This window comes from Siminovitchia fordii DSM 16014 = CIP 108821, assembly GCF_000374565.1.
GTDB lineage: Bacteria > Bacillota > Bacilli > Bacillales > Bacillaceae_C > Siminovitchia > Siminovitchia fordii.
Genome location: NZ_KB894699.1, coordinates 25,737 through 46,702 on the forward strand (window position 1 = coordinate 25,737; position 20,966 = coordinate 46,702).

18 protein-coding genes are annotated in these 20,966 nt (G+C 38.2%); 10 read left to right on the top strand and 8 right to left on the bottom strand.

The window, feature by feature from the left end:
- Positions 1-8: 8 nt before the first annotated feature.
- Together C509_RS0116875 and nhaC are read left to right on the top strand one after the other, a co-directional pair.
- Positions 9-1,577, top strand: a complete 1,569-nt coding sequence (locus tag C509_RS0116875) for a gamma-glutamyltransferase family protein (protein WP_051088722.1) — start codon at positions 9-11, stop codon at positions 1,575-1,577.
- A gap of 83 nt (positions 1,578-1,660) precedes the next feature.
- Positions 1,661-3,067, top strand: a complete 1,407-nt coding sequence (nhaC, locus tag C509_RS0116880) for a Na+/H+ antiporter NhaC (RefSeq protein ID WP_018708113.1) — start codon at positions 1,661-1,663, stop codon at positions 3,065-3,067.
- A 368-nt stretch (positions 3,068-3,435) separates the two neighbouring features.
- Here the strand turns inward: nhaC and C509_RS0116885 are convergent, their stop codons facing one another.
- The 3 genes from C509_RS0116885 to C509_RS0116895 form a co-directional block, all read right to left on the bottom strand.
- A complete protein-coding gene (locus tag C509_RS0116885; protein ID WP_026319928.1) occupies positions 3,436-4,656 on the bottom strand; it encodes an amidohydrolase in 1,221 nt (406 codons plus the stop codon).
- Between the two features lie 176 nt (positions 4,657-4,832).
- Positions 4,833-5,318 carry a nucleoside deaminase gene (locus C509_RS0116890; protein WP_018708115.1) on the bottom strand — a complete coding sequence of 162 codons (486 nt, stop codon included), beginning with the start codon at positions 5,316-5,318 and terminating at the stop codon, positions 4,833-4,835.
- A 255-nt stretch (positions 5,319-5,573) separates the two neighbouring features.
- Positions 5,574-6,281 (bottom strand): ankyrin repeat domain-containing protein, encoded by a 708-nt coding sequence (locus C509_RS0116895; RefSeq protein WP_018708116.1) that lies wholly within the window; start codon positions 6,279-6,281, stop codon positions 5,574-5,576.
- A gap of 122 nt (positions 6,282-6,403) precedes the next feature.
- On the opposite strand from C509_RS0116895, the gene C509_RS0116900 reads away from it, so the two are divergent.
- The 4 genes from C509_RS0116900 (at position 6,404) to hutH (ending at position 9,914) form a co-directional block, all read left to right on the top strand.
- Entirely contained in the window at positions 6,404-7,288 is an 885-nt protein-coding gene (locus C509_RS0116900; protein WP_018708117.1) for a LysR family transcriptional regulator, read from the top strand.
- 268 nt (positions 7,289-7,556) lie between these two features.
- The gene (locus tag C509_RS26215) at positions 7,557-7,697 is read left to right on the top strand and encodes a hypothetical protein (protein ID WP_018708118.1); all 141 of its coding nucleotides are present in this window, start codon (positions 7,557-7,559) and stop codon (positions 7,695-7,697) included.
- 128 nt (positions 7,698-7,825) lie between these two features.
- Positions 7,826-8,269 (top strand): histidine utilization transcription antiterminator HutP, encoded by a 444-nt coding sequence (hutP, locus tag C509_RS0116910; protein WP_018708119.1) that lies wholly within the window; start codon positions 7,826-7,828, stop codon positions 8,267-8,269.
- A 124-nt stretch (positions 8,270-8,393) separates the two neighbouring features.
- Positions 8,394-9,914 (top strand): histidine ammonia-lyase, encoded by a 1,521-nt coding sequence (gene hutH, locus C509_RS0116915; RefSeq protein WP_018708120.1) that lies wholly within the window; start codon positions 8,394-8,396, stop codon positions 9,912-9,914.
- 439 nt (positions 9,915-10,353) lie between these two features.
- On the opposite strand, the gene C509_RS0116920 is transcribed toward hutH, so the two are convergent.
- Positions 10,354-10,641, bottom strand: coding sequence for a hypothetical protein (locus C509_RS0116920; protein ID WP_018708121.1), 288 nt, complete (start codon positions 10,639-10,641; stop codon positions 10,354-10,356).
- 840 nt (positions 10,642-11,481) lie between these two features.
- On the opposite strand from C509_RS0116920, the gene C509_RS0116925 reads away from it, so the two are divergent.
- The 3 genes from C509_RS0116925 (at position 11,482) to C509_RS0116935 (ending at position 15,465) form a co-directional block, all read left to right on the top strand.
- Positions 11,482-11,946, top strand: coding sequence for a GNAT family N-acetyltransferase (locus C509_RS0116925; protein WP_018708122.1), 465 nt, complete (start codon positions 11,482-11,484; stop codon positions 11,944-11,946).
- Between the two features lie 93 nt (positions 11,947-12,039).
- Entirely contained in the window at positions 12,040-12,492 is a 453-nt protein-coding gene (locus tag C509_RS0116930) for a DinB family protein (protein WP_018708123.1), read from the top strand.
- A gap of 786 nt (positions 12,493-13,278) precedes the next feature.
- The gene (locus C509_RS0116935) at positions 13,279-15,465 is read left to right on the top strand and encodes a type IA DNA topoisomerase (protein ID WP_018708124.1); all 2,187 of its coding nucleotides are present in this window, start codon (positions 13,279-13,281) and stop codon (positions 15,463-15,465) included.
- Positions 15,466-15,767: 302 nt separating this feature from the next.
- Here C509_RS0116935 and C509_RS0116940 read toward each other — a convergent pair whose 3' ends face one another.
- From C509_RS0116940 to C509_RS0116955, 4 genes are all read right to left on the bottom strand, one after another.
- Positions 15,768-16,454 (bottom strand): response regulator transcription factor, encoded by a 687-nt coding sequence (locus tag C509_RS0116940; protein ID WP_018708125.1) that lies wholly within the window; start codon positions 16,452-16,454, stop codon positions 15,768-15,770.
- A 1-nt stretch (position 16,455) separates the two neighbouring features.
- Positions 16,456-17,541 carry a sensor histidine kinase gene (locus tag C509_RS0116945; protein ID WP_018708126.1) on the bottom strand — a complete coding sequence of 362 codons (1,086 nt, stop codon included), beginning with the start codon at positions 17,539-17,541 and terminating at the stop codon, positions 16,456-16,458.
- Positions 17,542-17,996: 455 nt separating this feature from the next.
- Positions 17,997-18,527 (bottom strand): hypothetical protein, encoded by a 531-nt coding sequence (locus C509_RS0116950; RefSeq protein ID WP_018708127.1) that lies wholly within the window; start codon positions 18,525-18,527, stop codon positions 17,997-17,999.
- A gap of 94 nt (positions 18,528-18,621) precedes the next feature.
- Positions 18,622-19,023 carry a hypothetical protein gene (locus C509_RS0116955; protein WP_018708128.1) on the bottom strand — a complete coding sequence of 134 codons (402 nt, stop codon included), beginning with the start codon at positions 19,021-19,023 and terminating at the stop codon, positions 18,622-18,624.
- Between the two features lie 622 nt (positions 19,024-19,645).
- Between C509_RS0116955 and cypC the strand changes: the two genes are divergently transcribed.
- Positions 19,646-20,905, top strand: coding sequence for a CYP152 family fatty-acid peroxygenase CypC (gene cypC, locus C509_RS0116960; RefSeq protein ID WP_018708129.1), 1,260 nt, complete (start codon positions 19,646-19,648; stop codon positions 20,903-20,905).
- Positions 20,906-20,966: the final 61 nt, after the last annotated feature.

Below are 20,966 nucleotides of genomic sequence, written 5' to 3' on the forward strand. Positions count from 1 at the left end.
CACAGCGTATGGTTACATATGCCAAGCATGGTATGGTTGCCACATCACAACCGCTTGCTGCCCAAGCCGGGTTAGATATTTTAAAAAAGGGTGGAAATGCTATCGATGCTGCAATTGCTACGGCAGCTTGTTTAACAGTAGTAGAACCGACTTCAAATGGGATTGGCGGTGATGCTTTTGCCATAGTATGGGTTGATGGAAAACTTCACGGCTTAAATTCTAGTGGACCGGCTCCGAAAATGATTTCAGCAGATGATGTTAAAGCGAATGGTTTTACTAAAATGCCTGAGTATGGTTGGGAGCCTGTAACTGTTCCGGGTGCTCCGGGTGCTTGGGCTGCGTTATCAGAAAGATTCGGCAAGCTTCCTTTTGAAGAAGTTTTGCAACCTGCTATTAAGTACGCAGAAGAAGGGTTTCCCATCTCACCAACAACCGGTTACTTTTGGAATAAGGCCTTCAAAGAGTTTAAAGATAAGCTGACTGACCCTATATATGAACATTGGTTCTCCTTGTTCGCTCCAGAAAACAGGGCTCCACGAATTGGAGAAATGTGGAGATCAACTCCGCATGCAGAGACTCTTCACTCAATCTCAAAAACAAACGCGGAATCTTTTTACCGTGGAGAACTGGCTGCTAGAATTGATGCCTTTTCGATGGCAACCGGGGGATATATACGCAAAGATGACCTAGCTGACTTCTATCCCGAATGGGTCGATCCCATTAGCGTTCACTATAAAGGATACGATATTTGGGAGCTTCCTCCAAATGGACAAGGGTTGATTGCATTATTGGCATTGAACATTTTAAAAGGATTCGACATTAACGAGAGAGAAACTACTGAAACGTATCACAAGCAAATTGAAGCATTAAAGCTGGCCTTTGCTGATGGAAAATCACTGATTAGTGATCCTGCCGAAATGAATGTTGATTTGGAAGAGATATTATCTGATTCTTATGCCAATAGACGTAGAAGCCTGATTGAATCAAAAGCATTGTTGCCGAAAGCAGAAAAACCGGTTGAAAGTGGAACCGTTTACTTGGCAGCAGCGGATCAAGATGGAAATATGATCTCATTTATTCAAAGTAATTATCATGATTTCGGATCAGCCCTTGTAGTACCAGGTACTGGCATCGTATTGCAAAATAGAGGACATAACTTCTCTCTCGACCCAAACCATGTAAATTATTTAAAACCTGGAAAAAGAACATATCACACAATTATTCCTGGATTTATCACGAAGGATGGTGAAGCCTTTAGTGCTTTTGGAGTAATGGGCGGCTTTATGCAGCCACAAGGCCATCTGCAAGTAATATCCAATTTGATTGACTTTAAAATGAATCCTCAAGCAGCTCTCGATGCTCCTCGCTGGTATTGGTCGGGAGAAAAATCGGTTAAGATAGAGCATTCTGTTCCACCTCATATTGCAAAAGACCTGCATGCAAAAGGCCATGAAATATCAGTTGAGCTAGATCCCGAAGATTTCGGCCGGGGACAGATCATTATTAAAGACTCTGCATCATCCGTATTAATTGGCGGAACCGACCATCGAACAGACGGCACAATTGCTGCTTGGTGATAGAGAGAAATAAAGGGAAGACCTATTAAACTAATAAAACCTGGATGTAGAACCAATTCTGCTTCTGTTAGGGAGATGAATGTATGCAACCCGTACTGTCAACCAAGAAAAATATGATACTAATGGTGGTTGCCATTGTTATTGTATTTGGAGGAATTGCTGGAATAAAAGCGCCATCAACTATTGTTTTAATAACTGGCGGAGCTGCTGTAATATTTCTTTCATTAATATGGGGAATCAAGTGGGAAGATATTGAACGGGACATCCTTAAGAGCATAGGACATATGATGATCCCTATCTTAATCTTACTAGCGGTCGGCATGATGATCGGTGTATGGATGTTATCTGGAACCATTCCATTTCTTGTCTATTACGGCCTGATACTCTTGAAACCTTCTATATTCCTTTTCGTTGCATGTCTAGTCTGTGCGATTATGACGCTAATGAACGGAAATTCCTGGGCTACCATAGGAACAGTTGGAGTAGCATTAATGGGGGTTTCAATGGGTTTGGAAATTCCTTTATATTATACAGCCGCTGCTGTTGTGGTCGGAGCGATTTTCGGGGATAAAGTTTCGCCTCTGTCCGATTCCACTATTTTAGCTTCTTCTATTACTGATGTTGATCTGATGGACCACGTTAAGCATCTTTTATACACGACTGTACCGGGTCTGGTGATCTCTTTAATATTATATTTAATCATTGGTTTTCAGTTTAACAATGAAAACGTTGACAGTGAAAATATTTCAGCTATTCTTTCTTCCTTGAATGAAAATTTTAATTTGAATCCATTAGTAATGCTGCCACCTTTAGCCGTATTAATACTTATTAGCAGAAGGGCCCCTGCTATTCCTGTCTACGGAGTTGGAATTTTCTTGGGAGCTGTCATTGCGGCATTCTTCCAAGATAGAAGTATTCTAGAAATTGCAGAAGCTTTAAGCAGCGGATACGGTTATGATAGTGGTTTAGATATTGTCAATCAAATTGTCCAACAAGGCGGATTATCCAGTATGTTAAGCACAGTGGCCATTCTAATAGCGGCCGCAATATTCGGTGCACCATTACAGACCTCAGGTTTGATAGATATTATGCTGAACAAAATCAAACAATTTGCTAAGACAGGACGTTCAATGATGGCAAGCTGCCTTACGTTACATGCCGGTTTTTTTACAATTATCGGGAGCTATTATGTGACATATGCCGTGTTTGGCCCTGTGTTAAAAAATCTGTATGATGACTACGGTTTACATCGGAAAAACTTATCAAGGACTTTCGAAGATACGGGAACTGCACTTGCCCCATTAATACCCTGGAGTGTTACAGGAGCATTTATCGCCAATACATTGCAAGTACCAAACGGACAATTTATTTTATACGCACCAATGATTTATCTTGGAATTGTGTTTGCAGTGATCTATATAATAACTGGCTTTGGAATTGCCAAAAGTGACCAGTCGATATCTAAAAAAGATACAACACAAGCATCATAATAATGGAGTGAGATACTTGAATTTCAGATTTTATTCAGAGGTCGAACACTTTCTAACACAAGTGATAAAAATAAAGAAAAGAAGCTGCGAGAATCATGAATGGTGCTGCCACACCGAATAGATCATGATACACACAACTTCTCCCAAAACAATTTACTCACATTAATCAAATTTAGTCAATCTCATAACCGTTTATAAATATGCCGGCCTAGTATCCGGCATATTCTTTTGAAAAAGTAATGAATATAGAAGAATGTAAAAAAATGGAATTAAATTATGGGAGAACGAAACTAGGTTCTCCCACTGAATTTATTCTTGCAGAAGGATGGAGGCCAGAAGAATCAAAAGCTCGATGTTTTTGAATGGATTTATAATGATCCTGAAACAATCTCTCCTTTGAACATTGTAGCGGCCCGTTGGGATCTTCTTGCTATTGCTTCTGCAGAACAGGAGGCTTCAACAAACACGATGCTTGCCTCATCTCCAACTTTAGGCCAAATTTGTTTTCCTTCATGATCAAGTGGTGTTTTTCCGCCAGTAATAAAGTGGAGCGTTTGTGCTAACGAACGTTCATCTGTCCACTCTAATACTTCTGCCAGACGACTTGCACGTTCTAGAATATCCCCATTGCCAAAAGGTGACCAAACATCGAAAATATTATCACAGCCTACGGCAAAGGATACACCTTGACTATGTAACAGGCTGACAGGTGGAAACTTTTGATCAATAGGCACACTTGAAATAATAGTAATCCCAGCGTCAGACAGTAGTTCTGCCATATCCGCTGCTAAAGCTGAAGGAATTTCACCTAGAGCGTATGCATGGCTGACTGAAACTTTTCCTTGTAGACCTGCTTCTTTTGTTAACTGAGCCAATCTTTTGATTGTAAAGACCCCAAGATGATCATGATCATGTAAATGTAAATCGATTCCCGCATTTCCTTCCACGGCAAGCTGAACCATTTCTTGCAGAGAGGCTTCTATATCGCCATCCACGGTAGCAGGGTCAACACCCCCAACTAAGCTCGCTCCTTGATGAAGTGCCTCACTTACCAATTTTTTTGCCTTCGAACGTAGCAATCCATGTTGTGGGAATGCAACAATTTCATATGATAATTTCCCTTCAAACGTTTGAAGGGCTTCTTTAACTGCTTCTAGATGCTTCAATCCCACTTCAGGATATATATCCACATGCGTCCGTACATGAGTTACACCGGATTTTAAATAAATGTCCAGTAACTTTTCTGCACGTTCTTGTATAGTGGTCTCCAACGAAGAGATGACTCTTTTCTCAATTTCAAGTCTTTCAAGAATACTATTGGCAGGTAGTACGGAACGCCATTGGTCACCAAGCATTGTTTTATCCAAATGGCAATGTTTCTCTATAAAAGAGGGAAGAAGGAGCAGTCGGTTTGCCTCTTTCTTTGGTGAATCATCTGTAATGACTTCGTTGGAAGGGATGATTTTTTCAATTTTTCCGTCTTTAATCAAAAGATGGGAACATTCCGTCTCAGTTCCTATTATGACGCCGCCATCAACCTTAAATCCCTTTTCCAAGAGGGCATTTGTTATCCAAAAAGCAGAGCTCATATATATCAATCCTTCGTTATTAAGTGATACAGACATTTAAAACATCCGTCCCTCTTGTCTTCATTGCATTAGATTTTTACAGGACAAATTGGATGGATATACACTAGGCAAATTTATGATCAATTTATTTCTATCCAACGCAGGTACACTCGTACCCTTCATCAATTAATTCGTGGTCACCGCTTTGATTTGTAAAACTGATGATGGAGTTGACGAACTTGTTCAGCAAGATCGGGGACAGGGCCGTCTATCTCCGTATCACGGATGACATCCTGGATCGGAAGGCTGCGAACACGCGATGTTGCAGTAACCCCCATCTCATTCAACCATTCCCCCAACTGTTGAGAGGAGCTGGCATAAACAATCCGGCCTAAGCCGACCCATCCGTGGGCGGCAGCACACATGGGACAATGTTCGCCGGAAGTATATACTGTTGCCTTGCTTCTTTCTTCAGGTGTCATGTTCTGGGCTGCCCAACGTGCCAACTCAAATTCCGGATGCTGGGTATGGTCGCCGCTGGCAACATGATTGTGGTCCTCTGCAAGTACTTCCCCGTTCGCTGAGACAAGTACGGAACCGAATGGCTCGTCTCCCTTCTTCAAAGCAGTCCTTGCAAGTTCAATACAACGTCGCAGATGTTTCAAATCTGTCTCATTGATCATCATTGAATCCTCCTTGTAAATGTATTGCCAACTCCTCGATGCTGAGGAGCTTTTGCACATCTCCGGTTTAAAGAAGTAGCGGTTCTAACAAAAGGTGCTATAGAAGCTTCTTTTTAGTCTGGTTATGTGAACACTCAAAGCAATTCGTGAGAATCTAAGGCACTAGCTTTCTCGAAAACTATATCGTAATTTTATCAAAAAACTCTGTTTTTGTACCTGTGACGTGTTGTTTTCATGGAGGCAGTATTCGTTATCTTAACTTTTTTCACTTGCCTTTATTAATATGCTTTCAATTTCCTTGTATCCCAGCTTTTTCGCATGCTGCAAGGGAGTGATCCCATCCCTATCTCCAATGTTCACATCTGCACCATGATCGACTAGTAATTGTACGATTTTTTGATGCTTCTCTCCGCCGTTGCCCAAAATGACTGCTTCCAATAATGCGGTCCAATGCAAGTCGTTAATGTGATTGACATCGATGTCTGAATGAGTGAGTAACTCTCGAACAACTTCAACATGTCCTCGTTCTGAGGCAGGGATCAGCGCTGTGCCCCCAAATCTGTTTGTAAGTTTTGTATCGGCCCCGGCTTCAATTGCGAGTCTCAGAATTTCAAGCTGACCTGATGCCCCGGCATGCAAAAGCACGTTGTCTGAGTTGTTGTCGCGGATATTAATGTCGGCGCCTTTTTGTATCAACGCCTTTACTGTATCCACTTCATTGTTATAAGTTGCTGCCATGACGGCTGTTCTTCCGTTTTCATCTGTTGCATCAATATCGGCTCCGTCTTGAAGCAGAGCCAAAACATCATCAGTATTTCCATTTTCCGCTGAAGCAATTAACTGTTGGTCCATCACTTCCACCTTCTTTTCACTGGATTGTGGTTCTAAATCCTGAGAGGAGTTTGGAACATTCTGACATGCGGCAAGAAACGCAATAACAAAGATTATGCAGTAACGAGACATCGTCCACACTCCTTTTTTCACTCTATAAAAATATGGTAACATGAAGATATCCAAACGAAAAATATATATAAAATATGATTTACTTAGGTTTTTCGTATATGAGAAAAGGAGTGCTCTTGAAGGTGGACATTAGGCAACTGCGATATTTTATAGCGATTGTAGAGGAAGGGAGCATTTCAGCTGCTGCAAAGAGACTTCATCTTTCTCAACCTCCGTTAAGCCAACAATTGAAGTCAATGGAAGAGGAACTCGGCTCAACATTAGTAGAGAGAAACCGAAAGCATTTAAAGTTGACGGAGGCGGGAAAAGCCTTATACAAATATGCTTTGCAAATGGATCAGTTAATGGCAGAGGCCAAAAGAGAAGTAATGGAAGTCGGAAGCGGGGTGAAAGGTAGACTAACGATAGGCGTGAATACACTTTCAGTCGCAGAGTTGCCTGAAATCCTTCATAGTTTTCGCAAGCAGTACCCTAAGGTGACATATACGATTCAACAAAATGAATCCTCTCTTCTTTGTGAATTAGTCAAAGACCGGACAATCGAACTTGCTATCATTCGATTGCCGCTGGAGTTAGATGATTTTTCAGTTCTTCACCTTTATGCGGAACCGTTTTATGTGATCACTTCCAATAAAGAGAAGTTATTTAAAGAAGACGTACCGCTTAAGGTTATTCAGGATCTGCCACTCTTATTGCCGAGTACACAGGGGTTAGGTGTCCATTATTTGATTTTGGAAGCTTTTTCCCGTTTTCACCTGCACCCGAATATTATTGGAGAATGTTCAGATATTTCCCTTTTGATGGATTTGACTTCATCTGGTTTTTGTGCATCAATTGTTCCGGAAACACTGCTTAAACGGTATAAAGGGTATGCCATACATGCTCACAAAATATCCAGCACAATGGAAATGGCAGCCCCGGTTGGACTAATATGGTTGAAAAATCATCGCCTATCCAACACAGCCCAAAAATTTATCGAGTTGTTCGAAAGAAAAGGGATTAAATAAAGCGTTATCCGACTCATGAAGTTAGTCTGAGTTTTGGATGATTCCTGGAGAGGTATTTACACTTTTGTATGTTTATTTAGATGTTCCAAAAAGCTGCTTTTTATCTGAAAGTTGATTGTTCAATATGTCCCTCTTTAAAAAAGCCTATACATAAGAAAAGGTTATATTTTCTGGGAGAGCCTAATCGTTGCCTAGTCTCTCAAAAAAACCTTTGAATATGAACGACCCTTTGAGACTCTTGGGAAACTTCTAAGCAGGTTATAAATACTTGAAGCTTATCCGTAAAATAGCTGATTTGACACAGGTGTCTCTTCAAGATGATTTCGAAGATACAGCATTAGAAATTATATTGAATGGAAAAAATTGGTTACGTACGCTGACGGTTTTGTTTGAGAGAACGGCGATGTAATTCCATTCTTGAAGTAGCTCAAGTTTAAAAGGTTTCGTATCTAATCGGGCAAAGTTATTGACAGGAGCCGGAAAAGCGCTTACAATCGAAATGATTAGCTAATAGTGATTAGAAAAAGAGTTGTTTATATGTCTTTGAATAAAGATCGCCGAATTGGCCGTCATGCAGTTCTCCTATTGCTATCCAATAATCCGGTTGAGCAATTGGAGAAGCTAAAGCAGGAGAATTGGATAGGGTGTTTAGGGAAAGTTGGTTCGATGGATGCACATAAAGTGGTCGCTGCAATTGAAACGGCTGCGAAGAAAAACGGGATTGTCCGCTCGGACGTCTATCGTGAAATGCATGCTCTATACCATGCGATTATCGAAGCATTGCAAGGGATTACAAGGGGCCAGGTACAAATAGGCTCTATCCTTAGAACTGTCGGTCTTTCATTTGCTGTTTTACGGGGAAATCCTTATGACAGTGAGCAGGAGGGGGACTGGATTGCAGTATCTTTGTATGGGACGATAGGAGCGCCTGTGAAAGGCTCCGAGCACGAAACAATCGGTTTAGGAATCAATCACATATAATTGCCCATAGTTTATTAGATTAGTCAATAGGGGGCTATATCTTGGAGTCTATTTGAGTCCAAGATATAGTCCCTTTTTTCATTGCTGCTTTACTTGACTAAAGAAATATGAAAGGAGAATACAAATGGTCATACTTAACGGTAATACACTTACTTTTTCCGAGGTGAAAAAAGTTCTTTATCATCAGGAAAAAGTTCATTTCTCAGAAGAAAGCATGAAGAGAGTAAAAGAAAGCAGAAAAGCGGTCGAAAAAATTGTTTCTGAAGAAAGGGTCGTCTATGGAATTACAACAGGCTTTGGAAAATTCAGTGATGTATTTATCGGCAAAGAAGACGTGGGAAAATTACAGTTGAATTTAATTCGCTCCCATGCCTGCGGAGTGGGCGCCCCTTTTCCAGAAATTGTATCACGGGCGATGGTACTGCTCCGTGCCAACGCGTTGCTGAAAGGTTTTTCCGGTGTTCGTCCAGTTGTCATCGAAAGGCTGTTGGATTTGATCAACTCGGACATTCATCCGGTGATCCCACAGCAAGGATCCCTGGGAGCCAGCGGGGATTTGGCTCCACTGTCCCACTTAGCCCTTGTTTTAATTGGAGAAGGAGAAGTCTTTTATAAAGGGAAGAGAACAAGTGCGATGGACGCCTTGATGAATGAAGGGATTTGTCCCATCAACTTGACGGCTAAAGATGGTTTGGGTCTTATTAACGGAACACAGGCAATGACGGCTATGGGAATTGTTGCTTATTTGGAAGCCGAAAAGCTTGCTTATCAGGCAGAACTCATTTCTGCAGTAACAGTTGAAGGGCTGCGCGGTATCATCGATGCATTTGATCAGGATATTCAAGTAGCCCGCGGCTACAGGGAGCAGGTAGAAGTGGCCGAACGGATTCGCGATTTTCTGTCAGACAGTCAATTGACAACTAAACAAGGAGAAATCCGCGTTCAGGATGCTTATTCAATCCGCTGCATTCCTCAAGTTCATGGAGCCTCATGGCAGGCATTGAACTATATAAAAGAGAAACTTGAAATTGAAATGAATGCTGCAACGGATAACCCTTTAGTCTTTCAAAACGAGGAGAAAGTGTTATCGGGCGGGAATTTTCACGGTCAACCAATCGCATTGGCAATGGATTTTCTGGCGATCGCTGTGGCGGAACTTGCCAACATTTCGGAACGCCGGATTGAACGCTTGGTGAATCCACAATTGAATGACCTGCCGCCATTTTTAAGTTCTGAGCCGGGCTTGCAGTCAGGAGCCATGATTATGCAATATGTCGCAGCATCATTGGTATCGGAAAATAAAACATTGGCTCACCCTGCAAGTGTTGATTCCATCCCATCATCTGCGAATCAGGAAGATCATGTAAGCATGGGAACAATTGCATCAAGGCATGCTTATCAGATTATACAAAATGCAAGACGTGTAATAGCCATTGAAGCGATTTGCAGTTTGCAGGCCGCGGAAATACGGGGAAAAAAGAAAATGGCGGCTATCACCAGAGAGTTTTTAGAAGAGGCCAGAGAGGTTGTCCCATTCATTGAACATGACCGGGTATTCTCAAAAGATATTGAGAAGATGTCAGATTGGTTAAAAAGAGAAACCGCGAACTTTGCCAAAATAAAGAGAAGCAAGACTAAATCATGATTTTTTCCTTAACTAACAAGGCTAACTTTTACCAATAGCAAAGCAAGTTAGAACGATAAGCTAAGACGAAGTTACTCATGAATAGCTGGAGCACTTGTGCAAGAAAATTATGTTTTCTTTTTTAGAAGAAAGCTATACTGTAGTTCAAAATGAATATATTTAAGACGTCTGAAGGTGCTGTAACTCCCGCAGTGCTTGTTCAATAGCTTGGTTCCCTGAAAGAGAGGGACAACACGAATAATATAGGAATAAAACCTACCCTAAATGAGCCGGACACTCAATGGTAGGTTTTATTTTTTACTGTCTGACATAATCGCAACTATTAACGCCCTAAATTAACCATCAGCATCGCGCCCTTACGGGAGTGCGCCGTTGAGTCAACCAATTATGCTATTGCTTTATTAGGTGAACCAGTATCATTTAATCAAAAATACTTTTATTAAGGAGTTCCCTCACACGAAAAATACCAGAAATCTTTGGTTTGAATAAATCCACCCCCATTCCACCTATATGTCCATCCATTATCTAACATATTTCCATGTACGAACATATCTTCTCCAGGCAGGTACACATCAATGATCTCTCCACCAGGCCAATCATAAGCTACAGTGTACTCATTAACAAAACCGTGTCCATTACAGGCAGCAGAAGCCTGGTTTGGTGATACTCCTGCTACAAGCAGTAAACCAAGCACCAAAGCCATGGCTAACCCTTTTGCCTTTCCCATTTTCCGACCTCCTTTGGAAGATATTCACAATTGATATATTCCCTTGTCAGAGATAATGAAAACTTGTCAGAGATAATAAAAAGAACCTATTGATCCAATTTCACTCCGCCCTATGGTTGTTTTTTTGCGGCAATTAATCACCTTAGTATCTGGTCAGCTAAATCTGTCTTAATTAATAGTATGTTAAAAGGAGTGAATAATGGTTTAGTCAGCGTTTTCAATGTGAATTTTTTAGATTCCATGTCCTAAATTAGCAAGAATTGTCAATCGATTATGGATTTACCTAAATGGTTTTTCAGCGTTATGATGGTGTTATGAGAAAGTAGTGAACTAGGTTTATCGTCCTTTAGATGTTACAACCCAACTAAACATTAAAGAATCTACATTGAGAAAGTACTTTTTCCAATAAAGAGACGGGGATAAAATTTCAGCGTAACAGTCAAAATCAAAGATGGTATAATGATATTGACGTTATTGTTTTAAGGAAGCTTGTGACGCTGAAGAATAACAGCAAATGACATTGAAATTGACACGATTTTTTATAGTCTAAGAAGGGGGGCATCAGGGGTTTTAACCGATACAGAGCGTTATACCAGCGACATATCGAGACTAAAGAATGAGGTGAATAATCAAAAACGGGTTTTTCGTTAATTCACTTTTATCTGATGATGTCCAGAGTTAATTCTATAAAAATATACATTTCCCAAGCTGCCAATCGAAAAAGAACAATTAAGGAAATAGAGTGATTATTCAATAATTACGAAGGGGGCATTATCAGGAATCTTCTATTAGAATGATTAAATAGAATGATTAAACAAGCAGATATTTAAAGGAGCGTCGATGAAAATAAAAGTTCAATTGAGAATGGCAACTGAGCAGGATTTGGAAAAAATTGTGGAAATGTTGGCTGATGATGATTTGGGAATGAAAAGAGAACGCTACGAACAGCCCTTGCCGGAAAGCTACATAAACGCCTTTAAAGCTATTGCGGCGGATCCTAACATTGAACTTGTTGTGGCATGTCGCGGAAATGAAGTGATTGGCGTCCAACAGATTACCTTTACACCGCATATTACTTATCAAGGTGGGTGGAGGGCAACGATAGAGGGAGTAAGAACCTCTTCTTCGGAACGCGGGAAAGGAGTTGGGAGTAATCTGATCAATTGGGCCATCCAACGAGCCAAAGATCGTGGTTGCCATTTAGTTCAACTTACCACGGATAAGAAGCGTACAGAGACGTTACGATTTTACGAGCATTTGGGATTTAAAGCTACACATGAGGGATTGAAGATGTCTCTTCATTAAGGAAAAAACTTTTAATACAGCCCTATATTTAATAGACTTATAGGCAAAGGAAGAAATGGCAAAGAACTTTATCCACATAAAGGAGGAATTAATTTGGGACAAGCAAAGCAAATGATGAATGAATGGTTGGAACACCGAAAGGTTTTGGAAGAATTACTGGAAACCGTTGATGACAAACATATCAATTTTAAACCCTGGGAAGGGGCCATGACACTTGGTGAACTTGCGTTGCATGTGGCTGGATGGAATGATGTGTTCGTCACAATGGTCAAGACAGAAGAATTTGGTTCGCCCGACATACCTGAATGCCAGACGATGGCTGACGTGCGCAAAGCTGTAAAGCACTTTACGGAAAAAACAAAAGCTACATACGAATCATTTTCTGATGCCGATTTAGAAGCTGAAAATAATTCATCGCATCCAAAACTTAAAGGCCCGAAAAAAAAATACCTTTCCGCCATGTATGATCACGAGGTTCACCATAAAGGCCAACTTTTTGTGTACGCGCGTATGGCAGGCTCAAAAGAAGTTCCATTTTTTCGCTAAATGGTCAAGTCTCCTGGTTCTATTATCAGGTACAAATGTAAAAAGGAAAGTGTTTACTTCAAGTGAGGCAGTGTAACGCTTAGAAAGATTGTGACAGGGGCTTCCTTACAGAATTGCTAAATGGGAACGATTACATAAAGATGACTCATGAAGTGAAACTTTAGGAAAAATGATTTAATTCGCTGCTTCCTTAAATAGGGAGTATCAAATGTGGAGATTAGACTGTTTAATGAAAGAGGAACGATTATATAATAATCTCTAGAACGTGAGTAGCAGCCTCTAACGTTGCAGAAATAGACCATCCCCGAACGTTTGTAGTCCTAAGGGAGGTCTATTTCTTTTTGTTTTTCCAGTATCAAGTATGAAAAATCGATCGAATGAGGATTCCGGGGGAATCACATGATTAAGATGGTTCCGCTCTATTGAAATGTTTGTTCTATATTTGGTATAATTCAATATAGGAACATAGGTTCGATGAGGGAGTATCGAATATAAAATACTGATGTACATGAAAAACACAAGTCATGCTCTTTCAATAAAAGGTCCAGAAAATTGAATACCTCATGAACTGTAATATTCTTTATATTTTACCAGGAAACCATTTTCTAGAACGCTCTATTTGCAGCTGATAGCCATAAATGATAAAAGCAAATACATAATAATATAAAAATGTGAATCCGTTTAAAATTAACTAATTTATAAATGTTTTGTTGGGATGTATTTAATGTCTATCATTAAAAAGTTGAAAATCCTTCCCCCAAAAAAAGGGTAAATGGAGGTATAAAAATGGTTAGTTTAATTATTTCAGAAAAACCATCCGTCGCAAAAAACATTGCAGATGCGTTAAATATAAAAAATAGAAAAGATGGATACTTCGAAGGAAATGACTATATTGTTACTTGGGCTTTTGGACATTTATTACAACTTTATGATGTGAAGGATTACGATGAAGGACTGGCAAAGTGGAGAATGGAAAACTTCCCTTTTATCCCTTCTAAATTTCGATACAAAGTAAAAAGTGACCCTCGTAAAAAAGAAAAAGAAGATCTTGGGGCTAAAAAGCAGTTGAAAATCATCTATCACTTAATCCAGCGAAATGATGTAGATTCTGTGATACAAGCTTGTGATTATGATCGTGAAGGGCAAGTCATTGGAGACACGGTTATTTATAATCTCAAGACAAATAAACAAATTTATCGATTATTATTGAACGAATGGACTCCAGAAGAAGTGTTAAAAGGACTTCAAAACTTAAAGCCTAATACGGAAATGAGGCCTCTTCTAGACGCTGGTACTAGCCGTCAGTGGGCTGATTGGGTAATTGGCATTAATTTAACCTCTGTGGCAACATTGAAGTATCAAAAGGGTTCTGGAAAAGCACTGAACATTGGAAGAGTGCTACTTCCTACGTTAAAAATTATTTATAATCGAGATAAAGAAATTGAAAACTTTGTACCTGAAGATTACTTTAAATTAGCCGCTACATTTAAAACAAAAGATAGTAAAGAGTACGAAGGGATATATGTGGAAGATGAAGAGGATAAATTCAAGGATAAAAAAACCTTGGAATTAATACAACAAGCTCTAAATAATCAATCAGCCACTATCATAGACAAGAAAGTCGAACTAAAAAAAGAATATCCCCCATATTTATTTAACCTTTCGAACTTACAAGGTTTTATAACAAGTAAATATAAAGGCTGGACTTCTGATAAAGTCCTAAAAGTAGCTCAATCCCTTTATGAAAAGAAATATATTACGTATCCACGTACTGCCAGTGTAGTATTGGAAGAAAGTTTAGTAGATAAGGCAGCTAAGGTACTCAATAATCTAAAAAAAGGACTGCCATATGAAAATGAAATTACTTTTGCGAAAAAGAAACGTGTTTTTGATAATTCTAAAGTTGAAAGTCACAGTGCAATAACTCCGACATATTTACTTCCAAAATCCTTAATGAAGGATGAGGAAATTGTGTATAATGCAATCAAAAATCGTTTTATTATGCAGTTTATGCCGATTGCTGAACATGAGGAAACTAAAATAATGACTAAAGTTAATACTGATGAAATTAAAGGTCTGTTTGCATCAAAAGGGAAAGTACAGCTAGTTGAAGGATGGAAAAAAGTTGAGAAAATTGAATCTAAGGATACTATCTTACCTATAGTAAATATAGATGAGATTGTTAGTATTATAGATCATAAATTGACTTCTCATGTGACGAAACCACCAAAGCACCATACAGAAAAAACACTATTAAGAGTAATGGAAACATGCGGCAAGGGTAAAGAGAAAGAGGCTGAAGACAGTGAAGAAATGATGGCTGCTATTTTAAGTGGTTATAGCATTGGTACTCCAGCTACAAGAGCTGAAACAATAAAAAAGTTAAAAGATGTCGGCTATATTACTACACAAAATAAAAATTTAATCTGTACGGAACTGGGAAGAAAGTTAGTTGAAACATTTCCAGTAAAGGAATTATTTGATTTAGAATTCACTGGTAAATTGGAAAAAACATTGGCTGATATTGAAAAGCAAAAGGTTAATAAAGAAAGTTTCTTGAATTTAATTTTTGATTTTACAACAGATGCTGTTAAAACAATTAAAAATGAAAAAGACATCATTATTAATGAAATATCAGATAAAAAGAAGTCCATTGAGGTTCTTGGCAAATGTCCTCTTTGTGGGCATGGAATTATTGAAGGACAGAAAGGCTTTGGATGTAGAAATTGGAAAAATGGCTGTAAATTTGTCATTTGGAAAAATGATAAGTTTTTAGCAGCGATGAAAAAGAAACCTACAAAAACAATGGTAAAAAGCCTTTTGAAAAATGGAATCGTTTTGGCTAAAGGACTAACCAGTAAAAAAGGCAATAAATTTGATGCTTATTTACGATATGAGAAAAATTCTGATAACGAATATTTTAGTTGGAAGATGGAGTTTCTTGAAAAGAAAAAGGTTAAGAGTGAAAACTAAATGTGATAATAAATTAAAAAGAAAGCGAATGTGTTGCTATTTGCTTTCTTCCTTATTAATAAGATGTTTTTCTAATAGATAATTGATTATGAAAAATTCCTTTCTTAATATACCTTTTAAAGGTTTGACCTAAAGTTGGTTCATTTTTAAAAAAATTCCGATAGTTTATAGAGAGGTTTTATCCAATTAAAATTAACGGGGGAGGATTGTGACAATTTCGCAAACGGGCCTTTTGACAAGAAGTTCCCAACTAATGAAATGTGATCACAAAAATTCGGTAAGGCTTGGGAGAAGTTTTTGTATTATTTTTTAAACCGATAACCGACACCCCAAATTGTTTCGATATATTGGGGATTAGAAGGATCCTCCTCAATTTTTTCTCTAATTTTCCTGATATGAACCGTAACTGTCGTATTGTCTCCAATTGAATCATATCCCCAAATGCGTTCAAATAAATGATCCTTACTGAAGACGATGTTTGGGTTTGCTGCTAGAAAATACAGCAAATCAAATTCCTTAGCAGTAAATGTTTTTTCTTCCCCATTAATAAGTACTTGTCTTGAGTCACTATGAATAGCTAGGCTCCTAATTTGAATATCATTTTGTTTGTGTTCACGATTTATTAAACGATTGTATCTTGCAATATGAGCCTTCACACGGGCCACCAACTCATTTGGGTTAAACGGTTTTACAATATAATCATCAGCCCCTCGATCAAAACCTCGGATTTTGTCTATATCTTCTTTTCTAGCTGTTACCATTAATATTGGGATATCCAATATTTTTCGTAACTCCTTGCATAATTCAAACCCATCTACCCCCGGAAGCATTAAGTCCAATATAATAAGATTATAAGCGTTCGCTTTTGCATGTTTTAGTCCTTCCTCGCCAGTAGTTACAATATCACTATCGAACCCATTAACTTCCAAGTAATCCCGTTCTAATTCAGCAATGTGTAGTTCATCTTCAATAATTAATATTCTTGGCACTTTATATCACCTTTTTCAGTTTAAAATAAATACTTGTACCTTTTCCTAATTCACTTTCCGCCCAAACCTTTCCGCCATGTTTTTCAATAATTTTCTTAACAATTGATAATCCAAGCCCACTTCCGCCAGTCTTTGAGTTTCTTGAAGTATCCGTACGATAAAAATCTTCAAAAATATAGGGGATATCTTCCTTTCTTATACCACTACCATTATCCTTCATTTCTACAATGACCTCATCAGGCTTGGATACTAAACGAACCTGGATTTCTTTACGATTGTTATCCATATAATTCAAACTGTTTTGGATAATATTTGTTACAACACGTTTCAATTTCTCTCTATCAGCTTCAACTACATAAGAATCTTCCTTATTTGCCAAAAGTGTTGCAGTACCATGTACTTTTTCTAAATTAAACGCTAATTCATCAACTAAATCAGTAAAAAAGGAGTGTAGATCTACCTTCTCATAATTGAATGGTAGTCTTTGTAAATCCAGCTTAGAATATAAAAATAATTCGTCTATTAAACCGTCCATATCATTTGCAGTTTTATAAATTATGTTCATATAACGATTTAACTTTTCAGGAGTATTTGCCACCCCATCTTGAATTCCCATTACATAGCCTTTTATGGAAGTTAAAGGGGTTTTCAAATCATGAGATATACATGCAATCAACTCTTGGCGGTTTTTTTCATATTGTATTTGTGTTTCCTTTGCCTCTTTAATTTTTAAACGCATATCCTCAAAGGTATTGCTAAGTTCGCCCAATTCATCTCTTTTATTGGATTCAATACTATATTCTAAATCACCATCACTAATTTTTTTTGCCGCAATGGATAGTTTCTTTATTGGGGTTATAATACTTTTAGAAACATAGTATGTTAATAATCCATTTGTTATAATTAATATTAGTACCAATGCGATAAATCGAAAACTGATAAAAAATTTTAATTCATCGCCGTGAGGATCTCCTTTAAATACGATGAATAGTAAATACGCCCCAATAATCTCCACTAAAAATAAACATATAATAGGAATAACAATCATCCCAATGTTTGATAAAAGTAATCGTTTCCTGATTGACAATAGGATCACCTTCTAATGTATTGAACAGTATTGATTCATTATAATAAATACATGGTGAAGAGTTAAGTAAATCTAAGAAAAGGCCTGTCAAGATTGCTTGATAGTCTTTTAAAAATCCCATATTTGTTCAAATAGCTGCCCATCTTCCATGTAAACGACACGATCATATACATTCAGCATTCTTTCATCTTGTACTTTTTAAAAACAGCATACAGTCGTTATTACAGTAATTTATATTGTATTAAATATCATATTGCGGAAAAGGAAAATACTATAAAATTAGGCTGTCGGTCTTTTTGATAGCCTTTGTCAAGTAGTAATATGAAGCACTTTTACATGTTTTTCATTTTGCAAATTGCTTAGAGGTTGTTTTTTAGAAGTGTATATTTGATTAAAGTAGCCGGTTCCCCACTTACTTTGCGTATTTATCCAATAAAAATCGATCTATCACTTTGTTATTGTAGTAGTGAACTTTTTTTCTCACTTGTAATTTTGTAACGGTAAAAATTCATCCACCCAGTAAATGCAAGTAATGCTGTTACAACTGATGTCACTACCCTAACCCAATTTCCCAAGATAAATTCATGGGAAATTTGCTGTAAATAAGCTATGGAATGAACGGCTGCTCCTTCCACAAACAGTATTTGGTTCCTTGGCCAAGCATAAATTACAGAAAAAATAAAGTTTCCCAAAATAAATACTATAACACTACTTAAAATCCAATACCGAATAGATTTCATTCGCCAGGTAAGAATAAAGGTAATGATCCCTACAACTATTACTGACATGCCCAATATAGGGAAATAGCTACCCGGATTTGTCACTTGCAAAAATTCTGAAGTGATTTCTAGTGAGTGTGGGATATCGTGAAATACATTAGGATACAAAAGTATGTTTTCAATTGTAAAGCCCCCTAGAAATATCAACTGTAACCATGTATAAATCAAAACAATTACACCAGTAAAGGTGAAAAGTATTTTTTTCATAAATATCCTCCATCTTTTTCTTTTAATATATTGAAATTCCTTGTTTTGTTCATCCATACATGAGGATTGTCTTTGAAAAAGAGTTACTATATTCTTATTTCGCTTGAACCTTTAGTAGGGAACTAGTAATTAAGCCTGTTATTAAACCCCATATGGCGTTTGTTGCCAAGACACTAATAATTGCAAATGGATTGGTTAAAGGTCCTCGCAAATGCCCCGTTAGAATGGGGGATAAGATTCCACTAATAATAATTGCCAATATTGCGTAACCAATTCCTACAAATACCAATGTGAGTATAGGTTGGGAATCATGTTTAATATACACTGCTGTTATCCAAACGATTGTAATGAGTATTGTTGCGGTTATGCTTGCTGCTGGTTTACCAATGGCGTCCGATATTCCTAAAATGCTCATAAATGGCCTTACAAGTGCAATGATGGAAAGCACCGCGATAAGTTTCCAATTTAATCTTTTATATATGTTACTGTTTTCCATAATTATTTACCTTCTTCCTTGTTTTATTTACTACTCATACGATAGACTCAATATCTTATAAAAATCTAAACCATTTATTAAATAATTATTAAATGACATTATTATTACCATTTTACGGATGTACTGAATATCAAAATGGATGTACTTTCACTTTGCCCAAGATTTTTTCCGGCAAAAAATTAAGTGACGCGATGATCAGAAATCTGGTGGAAGGACCAAATTACTGAAAGGGTTTAAAAGTAAAAGGGCAAGTCATATGAAGTGTGCTTGCTGATTGAGAATGGGAAGTTGAAATTTGAGTTTCCTGTCAGGAAATAGGTCGCCGTAATGTTTCAATCGAAGGAGCAGTCTAACGAAGCAATAGAAAACATAATAAAAATACTAATCATCATGCGATTATTTCATTCTCTGCGGTCATTGGCGCATACAGCCAAAGACCGTTTTTTCAGTAGTGGCGCCCCTCATAGAGCAGAAGCCCGATTTCCGTGTTGCCCCTATTCCGCGGAGACTGGATAACGATTAATCTCCTTTATCATTTCTCCTCTCCCTTTGACTGTTTTTTAACCAACCGATTGGGGAACAATTGTAAAGAGGATAACGTTCGGATAAGGAGATGATACATATGTCTGAAATCAATCAAATGCCCCGTGAGGAAGGGCTGGATCATAGTGCCACTTTAATGAGGGAAGGTTATATGTATATTCCGAACAGGCGTAAAAGCTTTCAATCTGACGTTTTTGAAACGCGTCTGCTCGGACAAAAGGCGATCTGCATGGGTGGAAAGCAAGCCGCAGAGCTTTTTTATGATCGCGATAAATTCAAAAGGAGCGGGGCCGCTCCCAAACGTGTCCGGCAGACATTGTTTGGGGAGAAGGGGGTTCAAACGCTTGACGGTAAAGCTCATTTCCATAGGAAAGAAATGTTCATGTCACTTATGTCCGAAGAGGGAATACAAAGATTTGTTGAAATGAACAGGGATAATTGGCAAAATGCAGTGGATTCATGGATTGATAAAGGTGAAGTCGTTCTTTATGAGGAAGTGAAGAAACTGTTATGTAAATCGGCATGCCGATGGGCAGGTGTTCCATTAAGTGATGAAGAGGTCGATAAAAGAACAGACGAACTAAGCTCGCTTTTCGAGTCACCTGCCGCTATAGGACCTGAGCATTGGGTAGGAAGGCACGGGCGGAATCAGACGGAAAAATGGATCGGAGAACTGATAAAACAAGTTCGGGAAGGAAAGTTACTAACCGAAGAACAGATGGCACTCCATGTGATTTCCCAGCATAAGGATCACGAAGGACAACTATTGGATACAGAAGTAGCGGCTGTTGAAGTTGTTAATATTTTAAGACCGATAGTAGCCATTGCCATCTATATTAATTTTACTGCCTTGGCTTTGCATCAGTTTCCCGAACAAAAAGAGAAGCTGGCGTCCGGAGGTAATGAGTATTTACAAATGTTCGTTCAGGAAGTCCGAAGGTTTTATCCGTTTTTTCCATTTGCTGCCGCCCGAGTGAAAAAGGATTTTACATGGAAAAATTATACTTTTGAAAAGGAAACCTTGACTTTACTGGATTTATACGGGACAAATCATGATCCGGATTTATGGGACAACCCGGATGTATTCAATCCGGAGCGTTTTAAAGAAAAATCCGATTTCCAGAAATACAGCTTGATTCCACAAGGAGGAGGCGGCTATTATGACGGACATCGCTGTCCGGGAGAGTGGATCACAATTGAAGCAATGAAAGTTGGCACCGATTTTTTAAATAACCGTATTGTTTATAATATACCGGATCAGGATTTGAGCTACAGCCTTGTTAAAATGCCCAGCATACCCAAAAGTAAATTTAAGATTAAGCACATCTCTTGGAAATGAATCGTTTTCTTTAGTAATTAGAAAGAATTTTGACTCATGAAGCTGGATTTGTTCAACTTGA

What these genes read in the sequence shown, in the direction of transcription:
- C509_RS0116875 (WP_051088722.1), top strand. Translation starts at nt 9, where the DNA reads ATGGTTACATATGCCAAGCATGGTATGGTTGCCACATCACAACCGCTT.
- nhaC (WP_018708113.1), top strand. Translation starts at nt 1,661, where the DNA reads ATGCAACCCGTACTGTCAACCAAGAAAAATATGATACTAATGGTGGTT.
- C509_RS0116885 (WP_026319928.1), bottom strand. Translation starts at nt 4,656, where the DNA reads ATGAGCTCTGCTTTTTGGATAACAAATGCCCTCTTGGAAAAGGGATTT.
- C509_RS0116890 (WP_018708115.1), bottom strand. Translation starts at nt 5,318, where the DNA reads ATGATCAATGAGACAGATTTGAAACATCTGCGACGTTGTATTGAACTT.
- C509_RS0116895 (WP_018708116.1), bottom strand. Translation starts at nt 6,281, where the DNA reads ATGTCTCGTTACTGCATAATCTTTGTTATTGCGTTTCTTGCCGCATGT.
- hutP (WP_018708119.1), top strand. Translation starts at nt 7,826, where the DNA reads ATGTCTTTGAATAAAGATCGCCGAATTGGCCGTCATGCAGTTCTCCTA.
- hutH (WP_018708120.1), top strand. Translation starts at nt 8,394, where the DNA reads ATGGTCATACTTAACGGTAATACACTTACTTTTTCCGAGGTGAAAAAA.
- C509_RS0116920 (WP_018708121.1), bottom strand. Translation starts at nt 10,641, where the DNA reads ATGGGAAAGGCAAAAGGGTTAGCCATGGCTTTGGTGCTTGGTTTACTG.
- C509_RS0116925 (WP_018708122.1), top strand. Translation starts at nt 11,482, where the DNA reads ATGAAAATAAAAGTTCAATTGAGAATGGCAACTGAGCAGGATTTGGAA.
- C509_RS0116935 (WP_018708124.1), top strand. Translation starts at nt 13,279, where the DNA reads ATGGTTAGTTTAATTATTTCAGAAAAACCATCCGTCGCAAAAAACATT.
- C509_RS0116950 (WP_018708127.1), bottom strand. Translation starts at nt 18,527, where the DNA reads ATGAAAAAAATACTTTTCACCTTTACTGGTGTAATTGTTTTGATTTAT.
- C509_RS0116955 (WP_018708128.1), bottom strand. Translation starts at nt 19,023, where the DNA reads ATGGAAAACAGTAACATATATAAAAGATTAAATTGGAAACTTATCGCG.
- cypC (WP_018708129.1), top strand. Translation starts at nt 19,646, where the DNA reads ATGTCTGAAATCAATCAAATGCCCCGTGAGGAAGGGCTGGATCATAGT.